General features: G+C 71.2%; 14 protein-coding genes. 7 read left to right on the forward strand and 7 right to left on the reverse strand.

The genetic code is table 11. The features are described from left to right. Position 1: 1 nt before the first annotated feature. Both ADK86_RS06510 and ADK86_RS06515 read left to right on the forward strand, forming a co-directional pair. Positions 2–1,036, forward strand: a complete 1,035-nt coding sequence (locus tag ADK86_RS06510; RefSeq protein ID WP_053695721.1) for an ABC transporter ATP-binding protein — start codon at positions 2–4, stop codon at positions 1,034–1,036. Then, positions 1,033–2,085: an ABC transporter ATP-binding protein gene (locus ADK86_RS06515; protein WP_053695722.1), complete on the forward strand. Its 1,053-nt coding sequence runs from the start codon at positions 1,033–1,035 to the stop codon at positions 2,083–2,085. The genes ADK86_RS06510 and ADK86_RS06515 overlap by 4 nt, the downstream gene beginning before the upstream one ends. A gap of 32 nt (positions 2,086–2,117) precedes the next feature. Here the strand turns inward: ADK86_RS06515 and ADK86_RS06520 are convergent, their stop codons facing one another. The 6 genes from ADK86_RS06520 to ADK86_RS06545 form a co-directional block, all read right to left on the reverse strand. Further along, positions 2,118–3,104: a phospholipase gene (locus ADK86_RS06520; protein WP_234345733.1), complete on the reverse strand. Its 987-nt coding sequence runs from the start codon at positions 3,102–3,104 to the stop codon at positions 2,118–2,120. 210 nt (positions 3,105–3,314) lie between these two features. Continuing rightward, complete coding sequence (locus ADK86_RS06525; RefSeq protein WP_053695724.1) at positions 3,315–4,493, reverse strand: ABC transporter ATP-binding protein; 1,179 nt, start codon at positions 4,491–4,493, stop codon at positions 3,315–3,317. An 11-nt stretch (positions 4,494–4,504) separates the two neighbouring features. Beyond that, entirely contained in the window at positions 4,505–5,575 is a 1,071-nt protein-coding gene (locus ADK86_RS06530) for an ABC transporter ATP-binding protein (RefSeq protein ID WP_030587126.1), read from the reverse strand. Positions 5,576–5,585: 10 nt separating this feature from the next. Beyond that, positions 5,586–6,563, reverse strand: a complete 978-nt coding sequence (locus ADK86_RS06535; protein WP_030587129.1) for an ABC transporter permease — start codon at positions 6,561–6,563, stop codon at positions 5,586–5,588. A gap of 120 nt (positions 6,564–6,683) precedes the next feature. Further along, a complete protein-coding gene (locus ADK86_RS06540; protein ID WP_053695725.1) occupies positions 6,684–8,486 on the reverse strand; it encodes an ABC transporter substrate-binding protein in 1,803 nt (600 codons plus the stop codon). An 89-nt stretch (positions 8,487–8,575) separates the two neighbouring features. Then, on the reverse strand, positions 8,576–9,607 hold the full coding sequence (locus ADK86_RS06545; protein ID WP_030587134.1) for an ABC transporter permease: 1,032 nt from the start codon (positions 9,605–9,607) through the stop codon (positions 8,576–8,578). A gap of 440 nt (positions 9,608–10,047) precedes the next feature. Between ADK86_RS06545 and ADK86_RS06550 the strand changes: the two genes are divergently transcribed. Beyond that, complete coding sequence (locus tag ADK86_RS06550; protein ID WP_063788955.1) at positions 10,048–11,037, forward strand: hypothetical protein; 990 nt, start codon at positions 10,048–10,050, stop codon at positions 11,035–11,037. A gap of 25 nt (positions 11,038–11,062) precedes the next feature. Here the strand turns inward: ADK86_RS06550 and ADK86_RS06555 are convergent, their stop codons facing one another. Next, on the reverse strand, positions 11,063–13,225 hold the full coding sequence (locus tag ADK86_RS06555; RefSeq protein ID WP_053695727.1) for a S9 family peptidase: 2,163 nt from the start codon (positions 13,223–13,225) through the stop codon (positions 11,063–11,065). A 232-nt stretch (positions 13,226–13,457) separates the two neighbouring features. Between ADK86_RS06555 and ADK86_RS06560 the strand changes: the two genes are divergently transcribed. From ADK86_RS06560 to ADK86_RS06575, 4 genes are all read left to right on the forward strand, one after another. After that, positions 13,458–13,652 (forward strand): hypothetical protein, encoded by a 195-nt coding sequence (locus ADK86_RS06560; protein ID WP_003982289.1) that lies wholly within the window; start codon positions 13,458–13,460, stop codon positions 13,650–13,652. 149 nt (positions 13,653–13,801) lie between these two features. Beyond that, the gene (mshB, locus tag ADK86_RS06565; RefSeq protein ID WP_053695728.1) at positions 13,802–14,740 is read left to right on the forward strand and encodes an N-acetyl-1-D-myo-inositol-2-amino-2-deoxy-alpha-D-glucopyranoside deacetylase; all 939 of its coding nucleotides are present in this window, start codon (positions 13,802–13,804) and stop codon (positions 14,738–14,740) included. Further along, positions 14,737–15,252 (forward strand): DUF6113 family protein, encoded by a 516-nt coding sequence (locus ADK86_RS06570; protein WP_033020857.1) that lies wholly within the window; start codon positions 14,737–14,739, stop codon positions 15,250–15,252. Before mshB ends, ADK86_RS06570 begins: the two co-directional genes overlap by 4 nt. A gap of 164 nt (positions 15,253–15,416) precedes the next feature. After that, positions 15,417–17,540, forward strand: a complete 2,124-nt coding sequence (locus ADK86_RS06575; protein WP_053695729.1) for a hypothetical protein — start codon at positions 15,417–15,419, stop codon at positions 17,538–17,540. Positions 17,541–17,663 lie beyond the last annotated feature (123 nt).

Below are 17,663 nucleotides of genomic sequence, written 5' to 3' on the forward strand. Positions count from 1 at the left end.
GATGACGGTGGAGGGCAGGTCCCCGGGCACGGAGGCGGACGGCGGCGCGCTGCTGGACGTACGCGGCTTGCAGGTCGAGTTCCGTACGCGGGACGGGATCGCGCACGCGGTCAACGGCGTCAGCTACACGGTCGCGGCGGGCGAGACGCTGGCCGTGCTGGGCGAGTCGGGGTCGGGCAAGTCGGTGACCGCGCAGGCGGTGCTGGGCATCCTCGACACCCCGCCCGGCCACGTCACCGGCGGCGAGATCCTCTTCCACGGCCGGGACCTGCTGCGGATGGGCGCCGAGGAGCGGCGCCGTATCCGCGGCACCAAGCTGGCGATGATCTTCCAGGACGCACTGTCGGCGCTCAACCCGGTGCTGAGCGTGGGCGCGCAGCTCGGGGAGATGTTCGAGGTGCACCGCGGCGCCTCGCGCAAGGAGGCCCGCGACCGGGCCGCCGAGCTGATGGACCGGGTGCGCATCCCGGCCGCCCGCAGCCGGGTGGGCGACTACCCGCACCAGTTCAGCGGCGGTATGCGCCAGCGCATCATGATCGCGATGGCGCTGGCCCTGGAGCCCGACCTGATCATCGCGGACGAGCCCACCACCGCCCTCGACGTGACCGTCCAGGCGCAGGTCATGGATCTGCTGGCGGAGCTGCGCCGGGAGTACGCCATGGGCCTCGTCCTGATCACCCACGACCTGGGCGTGGTGGCGGACGTGGCCGACCGGATCGCCGTCATGTACGCGGGCCGGATCGTGGAGAGAGCCCCCGTCCACGACCTCTACCGGGCGCCGGCCCACCCGTACACCCGCGGTCTGCTGGACTCCATCCCGCGCCTGGACCGGAAGGGCCGGGAACTGTACGCGATCAAGGGCCTGCCGCCCAGCCTGACCGCGATCCCGCCGGGCTGCCCCTTCCACCCGCGCTGCCCCAAGGCGCAGGACATCTGCCGTACGGACCGGCCGCCGCTCTACGACGTGGCGCCGGGCCGGGCCAGCGCGTGCCACTTCTGGGAGGAGACCGTCAGTGAGCAGGGAGAGCGCCCATGAGCGCTGAGGCCGGAACGGGCGCGGGGGAACCCGTCCTCGACGTACGGGAGCTGGCCAAGCTCTACCCGCTGACCCGCGGCATCGTGCTGCGCAAGCAGATCGGCTCCGTCAGGGCGGTGGACACCGTCTCCTTCACGCTGCGCAAGGGGGAGACGCTGGGCATCGTCGGCGAATCCGGGTGCGGCAAGTCGACGGTCGCCAAGATGCTGGTGGGGCTGGAGAAGCCGACCGGCGGCCAGATCCTGTACCGGGGCGAGGACATCACCAAGCTGTCGGGGCGCGCGCTGAAGGCCGTGCGCCGCAACATCCAGATGGTGTTCCAGGACCCGTACACCTCGCTCAACCCGCGGATGACCGTCGGCGACATCATCGGCGAGCCGTACGACATCCACCCCGAGGTGGCCCCGAAGGGCGACCGACGCAGAAAAGTGCAGGACCTGCTGGACGTCGTCGGCCTCAACCCCGAATACATCAACCGCTATCCGCACCAGTTCTCCGGCGGCCAGCGCCAGCGCATCGGCATCGCGCGCGGTCTGGCGCTGCGCCCGGAGATCATCGTGGCGGACGAGCCGGTCTCCGCGCTGGACGTGTCCGTCCAGGCGCAGGTCGTCAACCTGCTGGAACGCCTCCAGGACGAGTTCGACCTGTCGTACGTCTTCATCGCGCACGACCTGTCGGTCGTGCGGCACATCTCCGACCGGGTCGCCGTGATGTACCTCGGCCGCTTCGCCGAGACCGGTACGGAGGAGGAGATCTACGGCCATCCGACGCACCCGTACACCCAGGCCCTGCTGTCCGCCGTACCCGTACCGGACCCCGGGGCACGCACCCGCCGCGAACGCATCCTGCTGACCGGGGACGTGCCCTCGCCCGCCGACCCGCCGTCCGGGTGCCGCTTTCGCACCCGCTGCTGGAAGGCGCGGGAGCGCTGCGCACTGGAGGTGCCGGCGCTGGCCGTACCGGAAGGGTTCGAGCAGGTGACGGGGCCCGCCCGGCACGCCTCGGCGTGCCACTTCGCGGAGGAGCGGCAGGTGGTGCCGGGCGGCTGACGGGCTGCCCGGCACCACCGACGGCCGGGACGTCAGCTTCCGAAGGGGATGTCGCGGGTCGTCGCCATCCGCCGCTCGGCCGGGTGCGCGGCGACGTAACCGGTGACCGAGGACAGCGCCCTCTTGACGGAGGACTCGTCGGTGCCGCAGCCGCCGCGCCACGTTGACGTGCCGTCCGGGTAACAGGCGGCGCGCTTCCCGTAGATGAGGCCGTCGGCACCGGCTCCGCCGGACGCGTACGGCGCCAGCAGCCCGGCGGCGTTCTTCGCGTCTCCCGTACCGACCGTCCAGCCTGCCGTCGAGGCGAGGGCCCCGCGGTCCCGGGCCTTCGAACCGGCGCGGAGTTCGGAGGTGATGGCGCGGGCGTTGAGCGAGAGGCTGAAGAGGCCCTTGTCCATGACGCGTTGCCTGGCGGGAATGCGGGAGCCGTGGGCCGCGAAGGACTTCGCCACGTCCTCGGCGTTGCCGCTGAGCCCGACCCCTTCGAGGGGGCGCAGACGGGATGTGACGTCCTTCCAGCCGGTGCCGCCCTCGGTGCCGTAGAACCCGTAGAGCACGCGGACGCCCTGCTTCTCGACGGTGCGGCGGGCCATGTCGCGCAGTGCCGCCACCGAACAGTGCCGCCGCTTCGCGTCATCGCTGCGGCAGTGGTCCGGGTTCTTGATGTCCAGCCACACGAAAGTGACGTTCCTGCCCTCGGCGCGCCGCTGCGCGATGCGCTTGAGCATGGTCTCCATCGGGTCGCCGGCACTGGTGAGGGTGCCGTCGTGGTCCGCCCACCAGCCCTTCTTCCAGGCGGTGGCGTCGATCTCCACGGCGTTGGCGCCGTGCCGCAGCGCCGTGTCCACGCCGTCGGCGGTCAGCACCCGGTGGGCGATGGCGTAAGTGGGGCGCGGCGCGGGCCGCTGCGGGCCGGTGGCGGCAGCGGCCGGGGTGCTCGCGCAGAGGAGTGCCAGAACTCCGGTGGTGGCCAGGAGCGGCACACGGGTGCGTATCCGGGCCGGGGGGCTTTGAGCCATGCTTTTTCCTCTGTCTTCTTGTGAATGCGTTGCCTCCTCGGCTTCGCCCGCCCGGAGAACGGGGCATGGATGCGCCGTCGCGATGTCCGCGTACGGGGAGAGCCGGAAGCGGGCGCCGCGGCCCCGCGACGGGCCGTGCGCCTGCTCCGGTTCGCGCCTGCCCCGGACTGCTGAGGTGACACCGGTGAATGCGTGGTGCGAAGCCCCCGGTCAGTCCGCCCTGCCGCCGGGGGTTCCCGGACCGGCCCCCGCCGCCTCCGGACCGGGCGCCGCGTCCTCGATCGCCGCCAGCGCCGGGTCCAGCACGATGTCCTCGTCCCGCGCCGCCGTCGTCGGCTCCTCCGGGAAGTGGCAGGCCGTCAGGTGGCCCGAGATGTTGCCGGTGATCTGCACCAAGGGCGGTTCCTCGGCGGCGCACTTGTCGCGCGCCTTCCAGCAGCGGGTACGGAACCGGCAGCCGGACGGCGGGTCGATCGGCGACGGCACGTCCCCGGCCAGCCGGATGCGCTCGCGGTCGTCCGGCTCCTCCTGCGCGTCCAGCAGCCGGGCCTCCGGTACTGCGGAGAGCAGCGCGTGGGTGTACGGGTGGCGCGGCCGGTGGTAGATCGAGTCCCGGTCGCCGACCTCGACGATCTTTCCCAGGTACATCACCGCGACCCGCTGGCTGAAGTGCCGCACGATCGCCAGGTCGTGCGCGATGAACAGGAACGCGATGTTCAGCTCGCGCTGCAACTCCTGGAGCAGGTTGACCACTTGGGCCTGGATGGAGACGTCCAGCGCGGAGACCGGCTCGTCCGCGACGATCAGCTTGGGCTCCAGCGCGAGCGCCCGGGCCACACCGATGCGCTGGCGCTGGCCGCCGGAGAACTCGTGCGGAAAGCGGTTGTAGTGCTCCGGGTTGAGGCCGACGGTCTCCAGCAGCTCGCGGACCCGCTGCTCCCGGCCGCCCGGCGGATCGATGCCGTTGATCTCCATCGGCCCGCCGATGATGGTGCCGACGGTCTGCCGGGGGTTCAGCGACGAGTACGGGTCCTGGAAGATCATCTGGATCTCGGAGCGGACCGGCGCCAGCTCCTTGCGCCCGGCATGGGTGATGTCCCGGCCCCGGTACGTGATCGACCCCGCGGTCGGCTCCAGCAGCCGGGTCAGCAGCCGCCCGGTGGTGGACTTCCCGCAGCCCGACTCGCCGACCAGGCCGAACGTCTCACCGGTGTGCACGGTCAGGTCGATACCGTCGACCGCCTGCACCGCGCCGATCCGGCGCTTGAACGGAAACCCGGCCATGATCGGAAAGTGCTTGGCCAGCCCCTCGGCGGTCAGCAGCACCTCCCCGGCACCGGCGGCGGCCGGACGGGGGGCGGGGACGATGACGTCTTCGGGTGCGCTCATGGTCGTCGCTCCTAGCCCAGCCGGGGCTTGATCTTCTCGGTGAACAGGGTGTGTTTCTGCTCGGGGCTCAGATGGCAGGCCGCGGCGCGCCCGGGGGCCAGCAGGGGGCGTTCGTCCTGGCAGCGGGAGCCGCCGACCTCGGCAGGGAAGGCGCAGCGCGGGTGGAAGGGGCAGCCCGAGGGGGGCGCGAGCAGGCTCGGCGGGGTGCCGGGGATCGGGGTCAGCGGCTCCTCGACGCTCGACGACAGCCGCGGCATCGAGCCCAGCAGGCCCCAGGTGTACGGGTGTTGCGGCTCGGTGAGGATCTCCTTGACGGTGCCGCGCTCCACCGCCCGCCCGGCGTACATCACCAGCAGCTCGTCGGCGGTGTTGGCGACCACGCCCAGGTCGTGGGTGATCAGGATGATGGCGGAGCCGAACTCCTGCTGGAGGTCCTTCAGCAGGTCCAGGATCTGCGCCTGTACGGTCACGTCCAGCGCGGTGGTCGGCTCGTCGGCGATCAGCAGGGACGGGTTGCACACCAGCGCCATGGCGATCATGGCGCGCTGCCGCATTCCGCCGGAGAACTGGTGCGGATAGTCGTCCACCCGCAGCGTCGGCTGCGGGATGCCCACCTTGGCCAGCATCTCGATGGCCCGCCGCCGGCCCTCGCGCTTGCTCGCGCCGGTGTGCTTGACGAACGGCTCGGCGATCTGCCGCCCCACCGTGTAGTACGGCGACAGCGAGGTCAGCGGGTCCTGGAAGATCATCGCCATCTTGTTGCCGCGCAGCTTCTCCAGGTCCTTCTCCCGGGCCCCGGTCAGCTCGTCGCCGTCCAGCAGGATCTCCCCGGCGATCTTCGTGTAGTTGGGGCTGTGCAGGCCCAGGATCGCCAGGTTGGTCACCGACTTGCCGGAGCCGGACTCGCCGACGATGCCGAGGGTGCGGCCGCGCTCCAGGTCGAAGGAGAGGTTGTCGACCGCCTGGACCACGCCGTCCTCGGTGCCGAAGCGTACGTACAGGTCCCGTACGGACAGGAAGGGTGCGGCGGGTGCGGGCGTGGCCGGGCCCGGCGCGGCCGCGGGCTGGGTGGGTGTGGACACGGGGTCTCTCCTAGGACAGCCGCACGCGCGGGTCGATGAACGCGTAGCAGGCGTCCACCACGATGTTGAACAGGATGATGAAGGTCGCGGCGAACAGCATCACGCCCATGGTCATCGGCAGGTCGGTGTTCTGCACCGACTTCACGGCGAGGGTGCCCAGGCCCGGCAGCGCGAAGGTGTATTCGGTGATCATCGCGCCGCCGAAGAGGGACCCCAGGTCGATGCCGAAAATGGTGACGATCGGAATGAGCGAGCCGCGCCAGGCATAGCGGAAGAAGACCCTGCGGGAGGTCATTCCCTTGGCCCGCGCGGTCCGTACATGGTCCTCCTGCAACTGTTCGATCATCGACGAGCGCGACATCCGGGTGTACTGCGCGGTGAAGATGATGGACAGCACGCACCAGGGAATGATCAGCCCCAGGAACCATCCCATGGGGTCGTCGAAGAACGGCACGTACTTCGGCTGTCCGAACCAGCCTAGGTTGTAGACCAGCACGGCCAGCACGATCGGCCCGACGAAATAGATCTGCATCGAGGAGAGCACCAGCGAGGCCGAGCTGAAGAGTTTGTCGATCAGCTTGCCCTGTTTCCAGGCCGCGATCATTCCGGTGCCGACGCCCACCGTCAGGAAGACCGCGGCGGCGCCGATGGTCAGCGAGACGGTGGTCGGGAAACGGTCCACGATCGTGTCCCAGACGGGGTCGCCGTTGGCGAAGGAATATCCGAAGCACGGGGCCGGGCAGGGGCCTTGGGCGAAATCCCGTCCGGTGACGATGCCGGACATGAATTCCCAGTACTGGACCGGAACCGGCTTGTCGAGCCCGAGATTCTTGTGGATCAATGCGATGGCGTCGGGCGTGCAGTTCTTTCCGCAGGCCAGCAGCGCGGGATCCCGGGGGGCGGCGAAGAAGAGGAAGAACGTGAACGCGCTGATGATCAACAGGATCACGATCGCGCCGAGGGACCGGCGGAAGAGGAATCGCAGCATGGCAGTCGCAGCTCTCGTGGGCAGCCGGAGGGGCGGGGGTGCGCCGGGCCGGTGTGCCCGTCCGGGACGACGGGCACACCGGGCGCGGGCGGCGCGCGGACGCCTGGGGCGCCGGCTCCGCTACTTCTTCACGTACAGCTTGGTCGGGTCGACGGAGCTGATGATGTCGTTGTTGACGACCCCGCCGACCTTGGAGCCGTGCAGCTGGATCTGCTTGTAGTAGAAGGTCGGCAGCTGCGGCAGATCCTCCTTGAGGATCTTCTCGCCGAGCGCGAACCAGTCGTGCGCGGCCTTCGTCTGGTCCGTCAGCTGGGAGATCCGGTCGATCTCCTTGTTGACCGCGGGGTTGTTGTAGTGCGAGTAGTTCGGCGCGTTGTCCTGGATCTGCCGGCCGTCGTAGACCGGCGGGATCACGGTCAGCGCGCTGGGCCAGTCGGCGCCCCACGCGGAGGGGTAGATGTCGAACTGGTTGTCGACCTTGCCGATGATGTCGTAGTAGGTGTCCGACGGCAGGTCCTTGTTCTGCACGTCGAACCCGGCCTTGCGCAGGTTGTCGGCGACCGCGACCGAGTACTTCTGCGGCTCCGGCGCGTTGGTGTACGCGAAGGTCAGCTTCATGCCGACCTTGCCGGCCTCCTTGAGCAGCTGCTTGGCCTTCTCCACGTCGCCCATCGGCTTCTTGAGCTTGCCGTAGGGGTCGATGTCCTTGTGTCCGGTGAGCGTCGGGCTGATGTAGCTGCCCGCCAGCTCGCCGCCGCCCGGCACGCCGTACGCGTCCAGGATGGCCTGGATGGGCAGCGCGTAGGCGATGGCCTCGCGGACCTTCTTGTCCTTCAGGCGCTTCATGTTGAAGTTCATGACGCCGACGTAGGGCTGGTAGCCGGAGGTGGAGCGCTTCTTGATGTCCGGGTCGCCCGCCACCTGCTGGAGGCTGGCGGCGTCGACCTGGTTGTTGAAGCTGATGGCTGCCTTGTTGTCGGCGCTGTCGGACATCAGCCGCTGCGTGGAGTCGGGGAAGGAGACCCCGAACTGGATGTCGAACCGGTCGACGTACTGGTGCCGGGTGATGTCCGTGTCCGGGTCCCAGTTGGGGTTGCGGACCAGCTGCATGCCCTTGCCGGACTTGAACGACCCCGGCTGGATCTTGTACGGGCCGGAGGCGATCGGGGCCTTGTCGTACTTCTCCTTGGTGTCGCCCTTCTCCGGCACGATGCCGTAGCCCGCCATGGCCAGCGCGTACGGCAGGTCACCGACCGGCTTCTTGAAGTGGAAGCGGATGGTGTTCTCGTCCGGCGTCTCCAGCACGCTGTCGGGCAGGTGCTTGCCCTTGTACGGGCCGTCCGGCAGCAGCTTGCGGTACTCGTTGCCCTCCGCGTCGGCCAGCCAGCGCTGCACGTAGGTCGGCCCGTTGGAGATGAAGCTCGCGAACTGCCGCTCGAAGGTGTGCCGCAGGTCCTTCGAGGTGATCGGCTGACCGTTCTCGAACTTCACGCCCTTCTTCAGCGTGTACGTCCACGTCCGGCCGCCGTCGGAGGACTTGCCGCTGTCCGTCGCCAGGTCGCCGACCACCGTGTACTTGCCCTTGTTGTCCAGGTGGTACGAGGTCAGCCGGCGAAACAGCAGCGTGGACATGGTGCCCTCGTCGCTGACGTAGATCTGGGCCGGGTCCAGGTGGTCGTAGGTGTCGCGCTGGTAGACCTTGAGGGTGCCGCCGGACGTGGCGCCCGGCACCGCCTCGGCCGGTCCGGTGGACGCCTTGGCGTCCCCGAAGGTGATCTGGGCGCGCTGGCTCTCCGCCTTCTTGCGGCCCTCGTCGTCCTCCGCCCCCTTGCCGGCCCCGCTGCTGCAGGCGGTCAGGACCAGTGCCCCCGCGGACAGCGCCACGACCGTGGCGCGCGCTCTGTGCGTACGGACTGTCTTCATGGTGGTGGATGCACCTGCCTGTCGTAGTTCCGTAGCCGCTGCCTGACGTGTGCGGTGCTGGGGTGGCAGCACCCCCCGTGGAACACGTTTCACCGGGCGCGTTTCGGGTCGAAGGCGTCCCGGACGGAATCCCCGAGGAGGTTGAACGCCACGATGAAGATCACCATCGCGACGCCGGGGAAGAACAAGTACGTGATGTCGTTGCGGTAGTAGTCGGTGGCGTTGGCGAACATCCGGCCCCAGTCGGGCGTGGGCTCGACCAGGCCGACGCCCAGGAAGGACAGGCCGGCGATGGCGGTGACGAAGTTGGGGAGCATGTACGTCGTCTGCACCAGGATGGGCGTCATCACGTTCGGCAGCAGCTCGCGCCGGATGATGCGGGCCGGGGAGGCCCCGCTGACCTTGGCCGCGTCGATGAACTCCCGTTCGCGCAGCGACAGGACGGTGCCGCGCAGCAGCCGGGCCAGGCTCATCCAGCCCAGGAACCACAGCACCAGGATCAGGATGAGACAGCGCATCCAGGTCGCCATCGCGTCCTCGGGAGCCACGAAGATCGCGCCGACCACGGGGACGAACGCGACGAAGAACAGCTGGTTGGGAAAGGCCATCAGCAGGTCGATGATCCGGCCGATGAAGTAGTCGACCCGGCCGCCGAAGTACCCTGCCGCCACACCCATGACGATGGCGGTCAGCACCGATACGAGGGTGATCGCGACGGAGAGATAGAGCGTCGTGCGGATGCCGTAGATCAATTGCATGAACACATCGCGCCCGAGTCCCGGTTCGATTCCGAACCAGAATTCACTGGAGACTCCGCCGTTCGGCTGAGCGGGATATCCGTTGACGAGCAGGCCCGGGGTGATCTGTCCGTAGCGGGTGTACGGATCTTTTCCGTACAGCTTGGAGATCACCGGGGCCAGCAGGCCGATCAAGAAGAACGCCAGCACGACACAACCGCTGATCACTCCGGCCCGGTCGCGCCGGAATCTGATCCACATCAATTGGCCGGGGGAACGGCCGACCAGTTCCCCGTTCTTGCTGCCCTTGATTTTCCCGGTGCCCTCGGGGCCGAGTCCCAAGGGATCGGTCTGCGTCACCGCGGTCTGGGACGGACTGGTCATCGCGAAGTTCCCCCGCACGGTTCACTTGGAAGAAGCCGAGCTGATAGGCACCGCTGGATGAGCGGACTTTCGCAAGTGATTTATGTCGCAGTCAAGAGGACGGTGAGGGCTCGACCGGGCGGTGTCCGCTTCTTGAGCGAAGGGTACGCAGATCGACGCCACGGCGTGCTTGACAGACGTACGCGGTGTACGGCATGGGTGACATATCGTGCCCAACGTCTTTAACGTGAAGGCAACTTGACCGACGCGACGCCGATATACGGACGCGCCATCCTCGAAAGCGTACGGCCGTGCGGGTGCCGTGAACCGGCCGGGGCGGGCCCGTACCCGCCCCGGCCGGGAGTGTGCCGGCCTGCCGCCGCCGTCTGCTGCCGCACTGTTGTCCCGGTGCGGCGACTGGAGTAGACCTGTCCGTGCGGGGGCAGGGGGTGGGCCACGTCATGGGGCGGAGAAGAGCTCGCGCGCGCGGCGCCGGGGGATTCGCCGTACTGCTGTGCGCGTTACTGGCCCTGCCGTGTGCCGGATGGATCGCCCGTGACGTGTGGGTCGCCGAACGCGCCGCGGATATCTGGTGGTTGTGGGCGGGGGAGCCGGTCCGGCCACAGGAATCGCCGGTCTGGGCGACCACGCTGCTCGACCCGCTGCTGGGGCTCGGCTACCTCTGCACGGCGGCGGCCGTACTGCGCCGCTCGCCCTCCGCCAACTGTGCGCTGACCGCGATGGCGGCCGCGACGCTGCTGTTCCGCCTGCCGCTGCTGCGCACCCTCGGCGCCGATCGGCTGTCCGGCCCGGAGCCGGGCGTCAGGCAATGGGCGCTGGTCACGGCCGGCGTCGCGCTTCTGCTGAGCGTGCTCCTGCTGATCACCGCCTCGGCCGGCCGGGACCGCACCGGCCGCCCGCCCGGCCGCCTGCGCCTCGGGCCCGCTGCGCTGGCAGCCCTGCTGCTGGGCGCCGCCGGTCTGGCGCTGGCGGCCTGGCAGGCGTACTGGATATGGGAGATGGGGTGGCCGCTGTACCGCGACAGTGTCATCGGAAGCACCGGCGTCTTCCGTGCTCTGTTGCAGCCGCCACCCAACTGGTACCTGCTGTCGCTCGTACTGCCGGCCCTGGTGTCGGCGGTCGGTGTCGCTCAACGCACCGTATCCATGCGCCCGTTAGGCATGCTGACCGCTGCGCTGCTGCTGACTCACGGCGCAGCGAGACTGACGGCCGAGCAGCGCGCGGGACTGCTCGGCCGTTTCTCCGACCTGCCAACGTCCCGCCAACTGGACGTCGTCACCTGGACGTTCGTCGCGGTGGCCGGGCTGGTGGCGCTGTTCGCGCTGACCCGCCCGGCGGACAGTGCCCGCCCCCGCGGCTCCGAGGCGGGGCAGATGCCGCCGGGGTTCACGCCACCGGCCCCGCCATCGAAGCTGCCGCCGAATTGGTGATGCTGTTACGGACGGCCCGCCCCGCTCACCGGACGCCCAGTGACCGCTTCAAGAAGTCCACTTGCAGCAGCAGGAGGTTTTCGGCCACCTGTTCCTGCGGGGTCATGTGGGTGACGCCCGACAGGGGCAGCACTTCGTGCGGGCGGCCGGCGGCCAGCAGGGCCGAGGAGAGGCGCAGGGAGTGCGCCACGACCACGTTGTCGTCGGCCAGGCCGTGCACGATCATCATCGGGCGGTGCGGCTCCGCCGCGTCCACCAGGCCGTCGTCGCCGACCAGCGAGTTGGCGGTGTAGCGGGCCGGGTCCTCGCCCGGGTGCCCCAGGTAGCGCTCCGTGTAGTGGGTGTCGTACAGCCGCTGGTCGGTGACCGGGGCGCCCACGACGGCGGCGTGGAACACGTCGGGGCGGCGCAGCACCGCCAGCCCCGCCAGGTAGCCGCCGAACGACCAGCCCCGGATCGCCACCCGTTCCAGGTCCAGCGGGAAGCGGCCGGCCAGCCCGTGCAGCGCGTCGATCTGGTCCTGGAGGACCACCGCGGCGAGGTCGTGGTGGACGGCCTTCTCCCAGTCGGGGGAGCGGCCCGGGGTGCCGCGCCCGTCCGCGACGACCACCGCGAACCCCTGGTCGGCGAACCACTGCGACGTCAGGTGGGCGTTGTGCGCGGCCACCACCCGCTGCGCGTGCGGACCGCCGTACGGGTCCATGAGCACCGGCAGCGGACCGTCGCCCTCCTCGTATCCGGTCGGCAGCACCACCGCGCACGGGATGCGCCGCTCGCCCGACAGGGCGAAGCGCGGGCTGGTGGCGAGCACCGGGACCTCGGCGTACGAGCCGACCGCGGCCAGCCAGGTCTCGCCGCCGTCCGCCTCCAGGCGCACCACCTCCGTCTGCGCCCCCGGCCGTTCCAGACAGACGTGCGAGAGCACCGCGACGGGGCCGCCGCGCACCGCGGAGGACACCGACGGGTACGGGCGCTGCCCGACCCGCTCCCAGCCGCCCTGGTCGCCGCTGCCCCGGTACCAGGCGCGGTAGACGCCGATGTCGTGCAGGTCCTCGGCGCTCGCCGTGAACAGCACGTCGTCCTCGCCGATGTCCAGGACCGCGCGGACGTGCAGCGGCGCGGCGGTCAGCGCCCGGTCACCGACGAACAGGCGGCGCGCGCCGCCCTCGTCCGCGATGCGCACCAGGCGCCCGTCGGGCGTCCAGGCGGGCGATCCGGCGGCCAGCTCGACCCAGCGCGGGTCCTCGTCGGCGTGCAGCGTGCTGGTGGCGCCGGTCTTGGTGTCGATGGTCAGACAGCGCTGCGCGCGCTGGTCGCGGGACTGGACGAGCAGGAGGGGCGGACCGGCCGCCGACCAGTGCACCCGCGCCAGGTACGGGTAGCGCTCCTGGTCCCACGTCACGTCCGTGCGCGAGCCGTCCAGGCCGAGCAGCGCGAGACCCACCGAGGCGTTGGGGGTGCCGGCCGCCGGGTAGGCGACCGGCACCGGTTCCCGGTCCGGGTGCGCGGGGTCGGCGATCCACCAGCGCTGTACGGGGGAGTCGTCCACCCGCGCGGCCAGCACGCGGTCGCTGTCCGGCGACCACCAGAAGCCGCGGTGCCGGTCCATCTCCTCGGCCGCGATGAACTCCGCCAGGCCCCAGGTGACGCCCGGGCCGTCCGGCTCGGCGAGCGAGCGGTCGCCCGCGCCGTCCTCGGTGCGCTCCGGCCCTTCGGCCGGTACGACGCGCAGCCGGCCCTGCGACACGTACGCGATGTGCCGCCCGTCGGGCGACGGGCGGGGGTCCACCACCGGGCCCGGTACGGGCAGTTCACGGGCCGTGCCGGCGCGCAGCTCGGCGGTGAACAGGCGGCCCGAGAGCGTGAAGGCGGCGAGTTCCACGGCGGCGTCCACGGCGTACCCCACCACGCCGGACGACCCCTCGCGCGTGCGTTCGCGGCGCGCCCGCTCCTCGGCGGACAGTTCCTCGTCCGCGCCGGCGAGCAGCGTTTGCGGGTCGGCGGCGGCGTACTCCCGCCCGTCGTCAAGATCCAGCACCCACAGCAGATTCGCTCGATCGGTGCCCGTACGGGAACGGAGGAAGGCGACGCGCGAGCCGTCCGGCGCGACCGCGAAGCCGCGTGGCGCGCCCAGCGAGAAGCGTTGGGTGCGGGCGTGTTGCCGGGGGAAGGAGAGCTGTCCGGTCATGCGGACGAGCCTACGGGGCGGCGCGCGGGCGCGGCGGTACTCGCGATGATCGCGTGCGCCCCCGTTCTGCTCCCGTGCACCGACATATGCGCGAGCATGGAAAGTTATGATCCCTTCCGCGGAGTGGGTATGGGAGTGGAGCGTGACTTCCCCGTGCCCGCGGGGCCGTCGGCCGTCGGTCCCGCACCGTCCCAACGCTGTCCGGACCGTGCGTACTTGGAGGTGAGCCGCCGTGGCACTGACGATTTCGGCGGTGGTGCTGCTGGCGATCATCGTCTTCCTGCTCGTCAAGAAGTCCGGGCTGAAGACGGGGCATGCGCTGGTGTGCATGCTGCTCGGGTTCTATCTGGCCAGCTCGTCGATCGGCCCGACCATCAAGCAGATGACGACGAACATCGCGGGCATGCTCAACGGCATCAAGTTCTAGCCACCGCCTCCGTGCGTTCCGGCCACCCCCTCGCACCCTTCGCCGCAGCCCCCGCTCACGGGTGGTGAACGGGGGCTCCTGCCGGGGGACGGGCCGGGCGGGCCGGATCGGATGCTGAGTCCCGGCCACCCGGCTCGTACGCTGGTCCCATGACCGACCTTCCCGCCCGCCGGCTGCTGCTCGTGCACGCGCACCCGGACGACGAGTCCATCAACAATGGCGCCACGATGGCCAAGTACGCGGACGAGGGTGCCCTGGTCACGCTCGTGACCTGCACCCGGGGCGAGGAGGGCGAGGTCATCCCGCCGGAGCTGGCCCACCTGGCGCCGGACCGCGACGACACCCTGGGCCCGTACCGGGCCGAGGAGCTGGCCGCCGCCATGGCGGCGCTCGGCGTCACCGACCACCGCTTCCTGGGCGGCGCGGGCCGCTACCGCGACTCCGGGATGATGGGCGCCCCGCAGAACGGCCGCCCGGGCGCCTTCTGGGGCGCCGACCTGGACGAGGCCGCCGGTCACCTGGTCGCCGTGGTCCGCGAGGTACGGCCGCAGGTGCTGGTCACCTACGACGACAACGGCGGATACGGCCACCCCGACCACATCAAGGCGCACCGCGTCGCCATGCGCGCCGCCGACCTCGCCGCCGACCCGGCCTTCCGCCCGGAGCTGGGCGCGCCGCACCGCATCGCCAAGATCTACTGGAACCGCAACCCGCGCTCGGCGGTCGAGGCGGGTTTCGCGCGGCTGCGCGCGGCGGGCCTGTCCTTCCCCGGCGTCGCCGGGGTGGACGATGTGCCGGGGGTCGTGGACGACGCCGTGGTGACCGCCTCGATCACCGGCGGTGAGCGGTACGGGGCCGCCAAGTCGGCGGCGATGCGGGCGCACGCCACGCAGATCGCCGTCGAGGGCCCCTTCTTCGCGCTCTCCAACGACCTGGGGCAGCCGCTGTTCGCCACGGAGCACTACCAGCTGGTACGAGGTACGTCCGGCGCCGCCGAAGGGGAACGTGAGGACGATCTCTTCGCGGGCGTACCGGACGACGAGGGGGACGAGGAGCGCAACGCGGACGAGAGGGAGAAGGCGGTATGAGCGGCGCGAAGAAGCGGACGAGGGCCACGACGGGCGGCAAGGGGCCGAAGCAGGGCGCTCCGGCCGCCGCCGCGGGTGGCCGGAATGCGACGGCGGACGGCGGCACGGCGGGCAGGGCGCCCGGCACCGGGCTCGCCGCGCCGCTGAGCCCCGGCCGGGTGGCCGGGTACGTCCTGCTGCTCGTCCTCGGCGCGGTGGTGGCCATCGCGGGCGGGCTCGTCCAGGCAGCGTGGTTCCCCGGCGGGCTGCTGCTGGCGCTGGCGGGCGCCGGCGGCCTCTTCTACGGGGGCGCGCGGGCCCTCGGCCGGACGGGTGGCGTGCTGGCACCCGGCGCGGGCTGGCTGGTGACGGTGATCCTGCTCAGCGACTCCCGTCCCGAGGGCGACTTCCTCTTCGGGGCCGGCCCGGGCACGTATGTCTTCCTCGTCGGCGGCATCGCGCTGGCTGTGATCTGTGCCACCGGTGCGCAGATGCGGGCCAACGGTGCGCAAGCGGCCCGACTTGGCAGGTAAGTGCCGGTCAGGTAGATCATTTTCGGAACCGCGCGGCGGTCCGGGGGTGGGGCGTTGGGCCGCTCCCCGGGTACCCGCCCACGGCGGACAGTATGGTGGTGCGCGCCGCCGAGCCGCCCAAGCACCTTACTGACGAGCGGCGGAGCCAACCGGGAGAACCTGCTTTGAGTCGTGAATCTGACAGTTCGTCCTCCGGCGCCCAGGGGCGCGGCGGTGCCGCGTATCCGTCGGGGACACCGCCGTACGGCACGCCTCGCGAGGCGGACGACGTAGCGGCGGCCGACGCCGCGGCGAAGCCGGAGGAGCCGAAGACCGAGACCACGCTGACCACGCGGATCAAGATCAACATTCCGGGGTCCCGCCCCATTCCGCCGGTCGTCGTGCGCAAGCCCGTCGGCGAGGAGCCCGGCGCGAACGGATCGGCCGGGTCCGGATCGTCCGGTGCCTCCGGTACGCCCGGTACGTCCGGTGCTTCCGCCGGGGGCGTGTCCGACGGCGGGTCCGCGGGTGCCGAACGTACGGGCAGCACGCGCAAGCCCGAGGCGGCCGGTTCCGGCGGCGCCAAGAGCGCCCCGGCCGAGAAGACCAGTGACTGGTTCTCGCCCCGTAAGCCCACGACGGCCTCCGCCGGTTCCCCGTCCGCGCCGCCCGCCTCGCCGGACCGCCCGGGCACGACCCCGCCGAAGACCCCGGCCGGCGGTGGGCAGCAGCGCCCGGACCTGCCGTTCTTCTCCGACGCGCCCGCGCACGGCGGCGACTCGCCGTTCGACGCGGCCCCGACGTCGCCGTTCGACGCGCCCGCCAACCCGTTCGACGGGCCCGCGGGCCAGGGCGGGGCGAGCCCGTTCGACGCCCCCGGCGGCTCCGGCGGTACGGACGGCCGCGGCGTCCCCACCGGGCCCGCCGGCCCCAGCGGCCCGACGACCGGCCCGGCCGGCGGCGACGTGTCCTTCGACCGGCCGTCCGGGTTCCAGACCCCGGGGACGCCCGGCGGGCCCGCCGGGACCGACGACACGGCCGTCCTCACCCCGCAGCCCCCGGCCCCGCCCGCCGGAGCCGGCAGCGGCCTCGGCGTCACCGGCGGCATCGCGGGCGGTGTGCCGGGCGGCGGCACGGGCGGCTTTTCCGGCGGCGCCCCCGCCGGTACCGACCGCTCCGGCGGCCGTGGCAGCGGCGACCACCTCTCCAGCGACACCCTGGTCGGCGGCATCCCGGCGGTGCCCGCCGACGCCGCGGCGCCGTCCGGTCCGTCCTTCCCGCCCGGACCGGGCGCGGGCCAGGACACCCCGGCCCCGCCGCGTCCGAAGATCCCCGAGCCGATCAACGCGAAGAAGAAGGGCCGCAACAAGATCGTCCTGCTGGGCGCCGCGGTCGTCGTGCTCGCGGGCGTCGCGTACGGCGCAGGGCTGCTGCTCGACCACGCCGACGTGCCCAACGGAACCACCGCGCTGGGCGTGGACATCGGCGGTGCCACCAAGGAAGAGGCCGTCAAGAAGCTCGACGCGGCCGTCCAGAAGGCCCGTACCGAGCCGCTGAAGCTGACCGTGGACGGCAAGGAGCAGACGCTCGTGCCCGCCAAGGCCGGGCTGAACATCGACACCCAGGCCACGGTCCGGGACGCCTCGGGCCGCGACTACAACCCGGTCTCCGTCATCGGCTCGCTGTTCGGCGGTACGCGTACCGCCAAGCCCGCGATGATCACCGACGACGAGAAGCTGGACAACGCGCTCAAGGCCATCGCCGGTCCGGCGGGCGCCGCCAAGGACGGCGGCATCACCTTCGAGAACGGCAAGGCCGTCCCGCACTACGGCACGCCCTACAAGGCGGTCGACGTGAAGGCGTCCAAGAGCAAGATCGAGCAGGCGTATCTGGACCGCGCCACCACCGGCAAGAACAGCCCGGTCGTGCTGGCCGCCGTCGAACAGCGGCCGAAGGCGGACAAGGCGGCGGTCGACCGCGCGATGAAGGAGGTGGCCGAGCCGGCGGTCTCCGGCTGGGTCTACCTGTCCGCGGGCGGCGTCGAGGTGCCGTTCAGCCAGCGCTCCATCGGCGAACTGCTGTCCTTCACCGTCACCCCGGACGGCAAGCTCCAGCCGGTCATCGACCTGGCCAAGCTGGAGGAGAAGTACGGCCACGCCTTCGACAACGTGTCGATCGACGGCGGCTCCGGCAAGGTCAAGATGACCCCGAAGCACGCCGCCCACGCGCTCGACCAGGCGCTGCGGAAGCCCGCGCCGCCCGCGCCGCAGAAGCGCGTCGCGAAGGTGGAGGGCGCGATCACGGGGTGATACGCCACCGGAGCGTCGCTCCGGGGATGTCGCGTCGAGCCGGTTCCGTATCGTCGTACGGGGGCGGATCGATGTCGTACCGCATACGGTCGGGTCCGGCGGACGCCATCCGAACTCGACCAG

Origin of the sequence: Streptomyces sp. NRRL F-5755 (genome assembly GCF_001279365.1) — a bacterium.
Lineage (GTDB): Bacteria > Actinomycetota > Actinomycetes > Streptomycetales > Streptomycetaceae > Streptomyces > Streptomyces rimosus.

Coding starts and splice junctions, on each gene's coding strand:
- ADK86_RS06535 (WP_030587129.1), bottom strand. CDS start 6,563: ATGCTGCGATTCCTCTTCCGCCGGTCCCTCGGCGCGATCGTGATCCTG.
- ADK86_RS06545 (WP_030587134.1), bottom strand. CDS start 9,607: ATGACCAGTCCGTCCCAGACCGCGGTGACGCAGACCGATCCCTTGGGA.
- mshB (WP_053695728.1), top strand. CDS start 13,802: ATGACCGACCTTCCCGCCCGCCGGCTGCTGCTCGTGCACGCGCACCCG.
- ADK86_RS06515 (WP_053695722.1), top strand. CDS start 1,033: ATGAGCGCTGAGGCCGGAACGGGCGCGGGGGAACCCGTCCTCGACGTA.
- ADK86_RS06550 (WP_063788955.1), top strand. CDS start 10,048: ATGGGGCGGAGAAGAGCTCGCGCGCGCGGCGCCGGGGGATTCGCCGTA.
- ADK86_RS06540 (WP_053695725.1), bottom strand. CDS start 8,486: ATGAAGACAGTCCGTACGCACAGAGCGCGCGCCACGGTCGTGGCGCTG.
- ADK86_RS06520 (WP_234345733.1), bottom strand. CDS start 3,104: ATGGCTCAAAGCCCCCCGGCCCGGATACGCACCCGTGTGCCGCTCCTG.
- ADK86_RS06510 (WP_053695721.1), top strand. CDS start 2: ATGACGGTGGAGGGCAGGTCCCCGGGCACGGAGGCGGACGGCGGCGCG.
- ADK86_RS06570 (WP_033020857.1), top strand. CDS start 14,737: ATGAGCGGCGCGAAGAAGCGGACGAGGGCCACGACGGGCGGCAAGGGG.
- ADK86_RS06555 (WP_053695727.1), bottom strand. CDS start 13,225: ATGACCGGACAGCTCTCCTTCCCCCGGCAACACGCCCGCACCCAACGC.
- ADK86_RS06525 (WP_053695724.1), bottom strand. CDS start 4,493: ATGAGCGCACCCGAAGACGTCATCGTCCCCGCCCCCCGTCCGGCCGCC.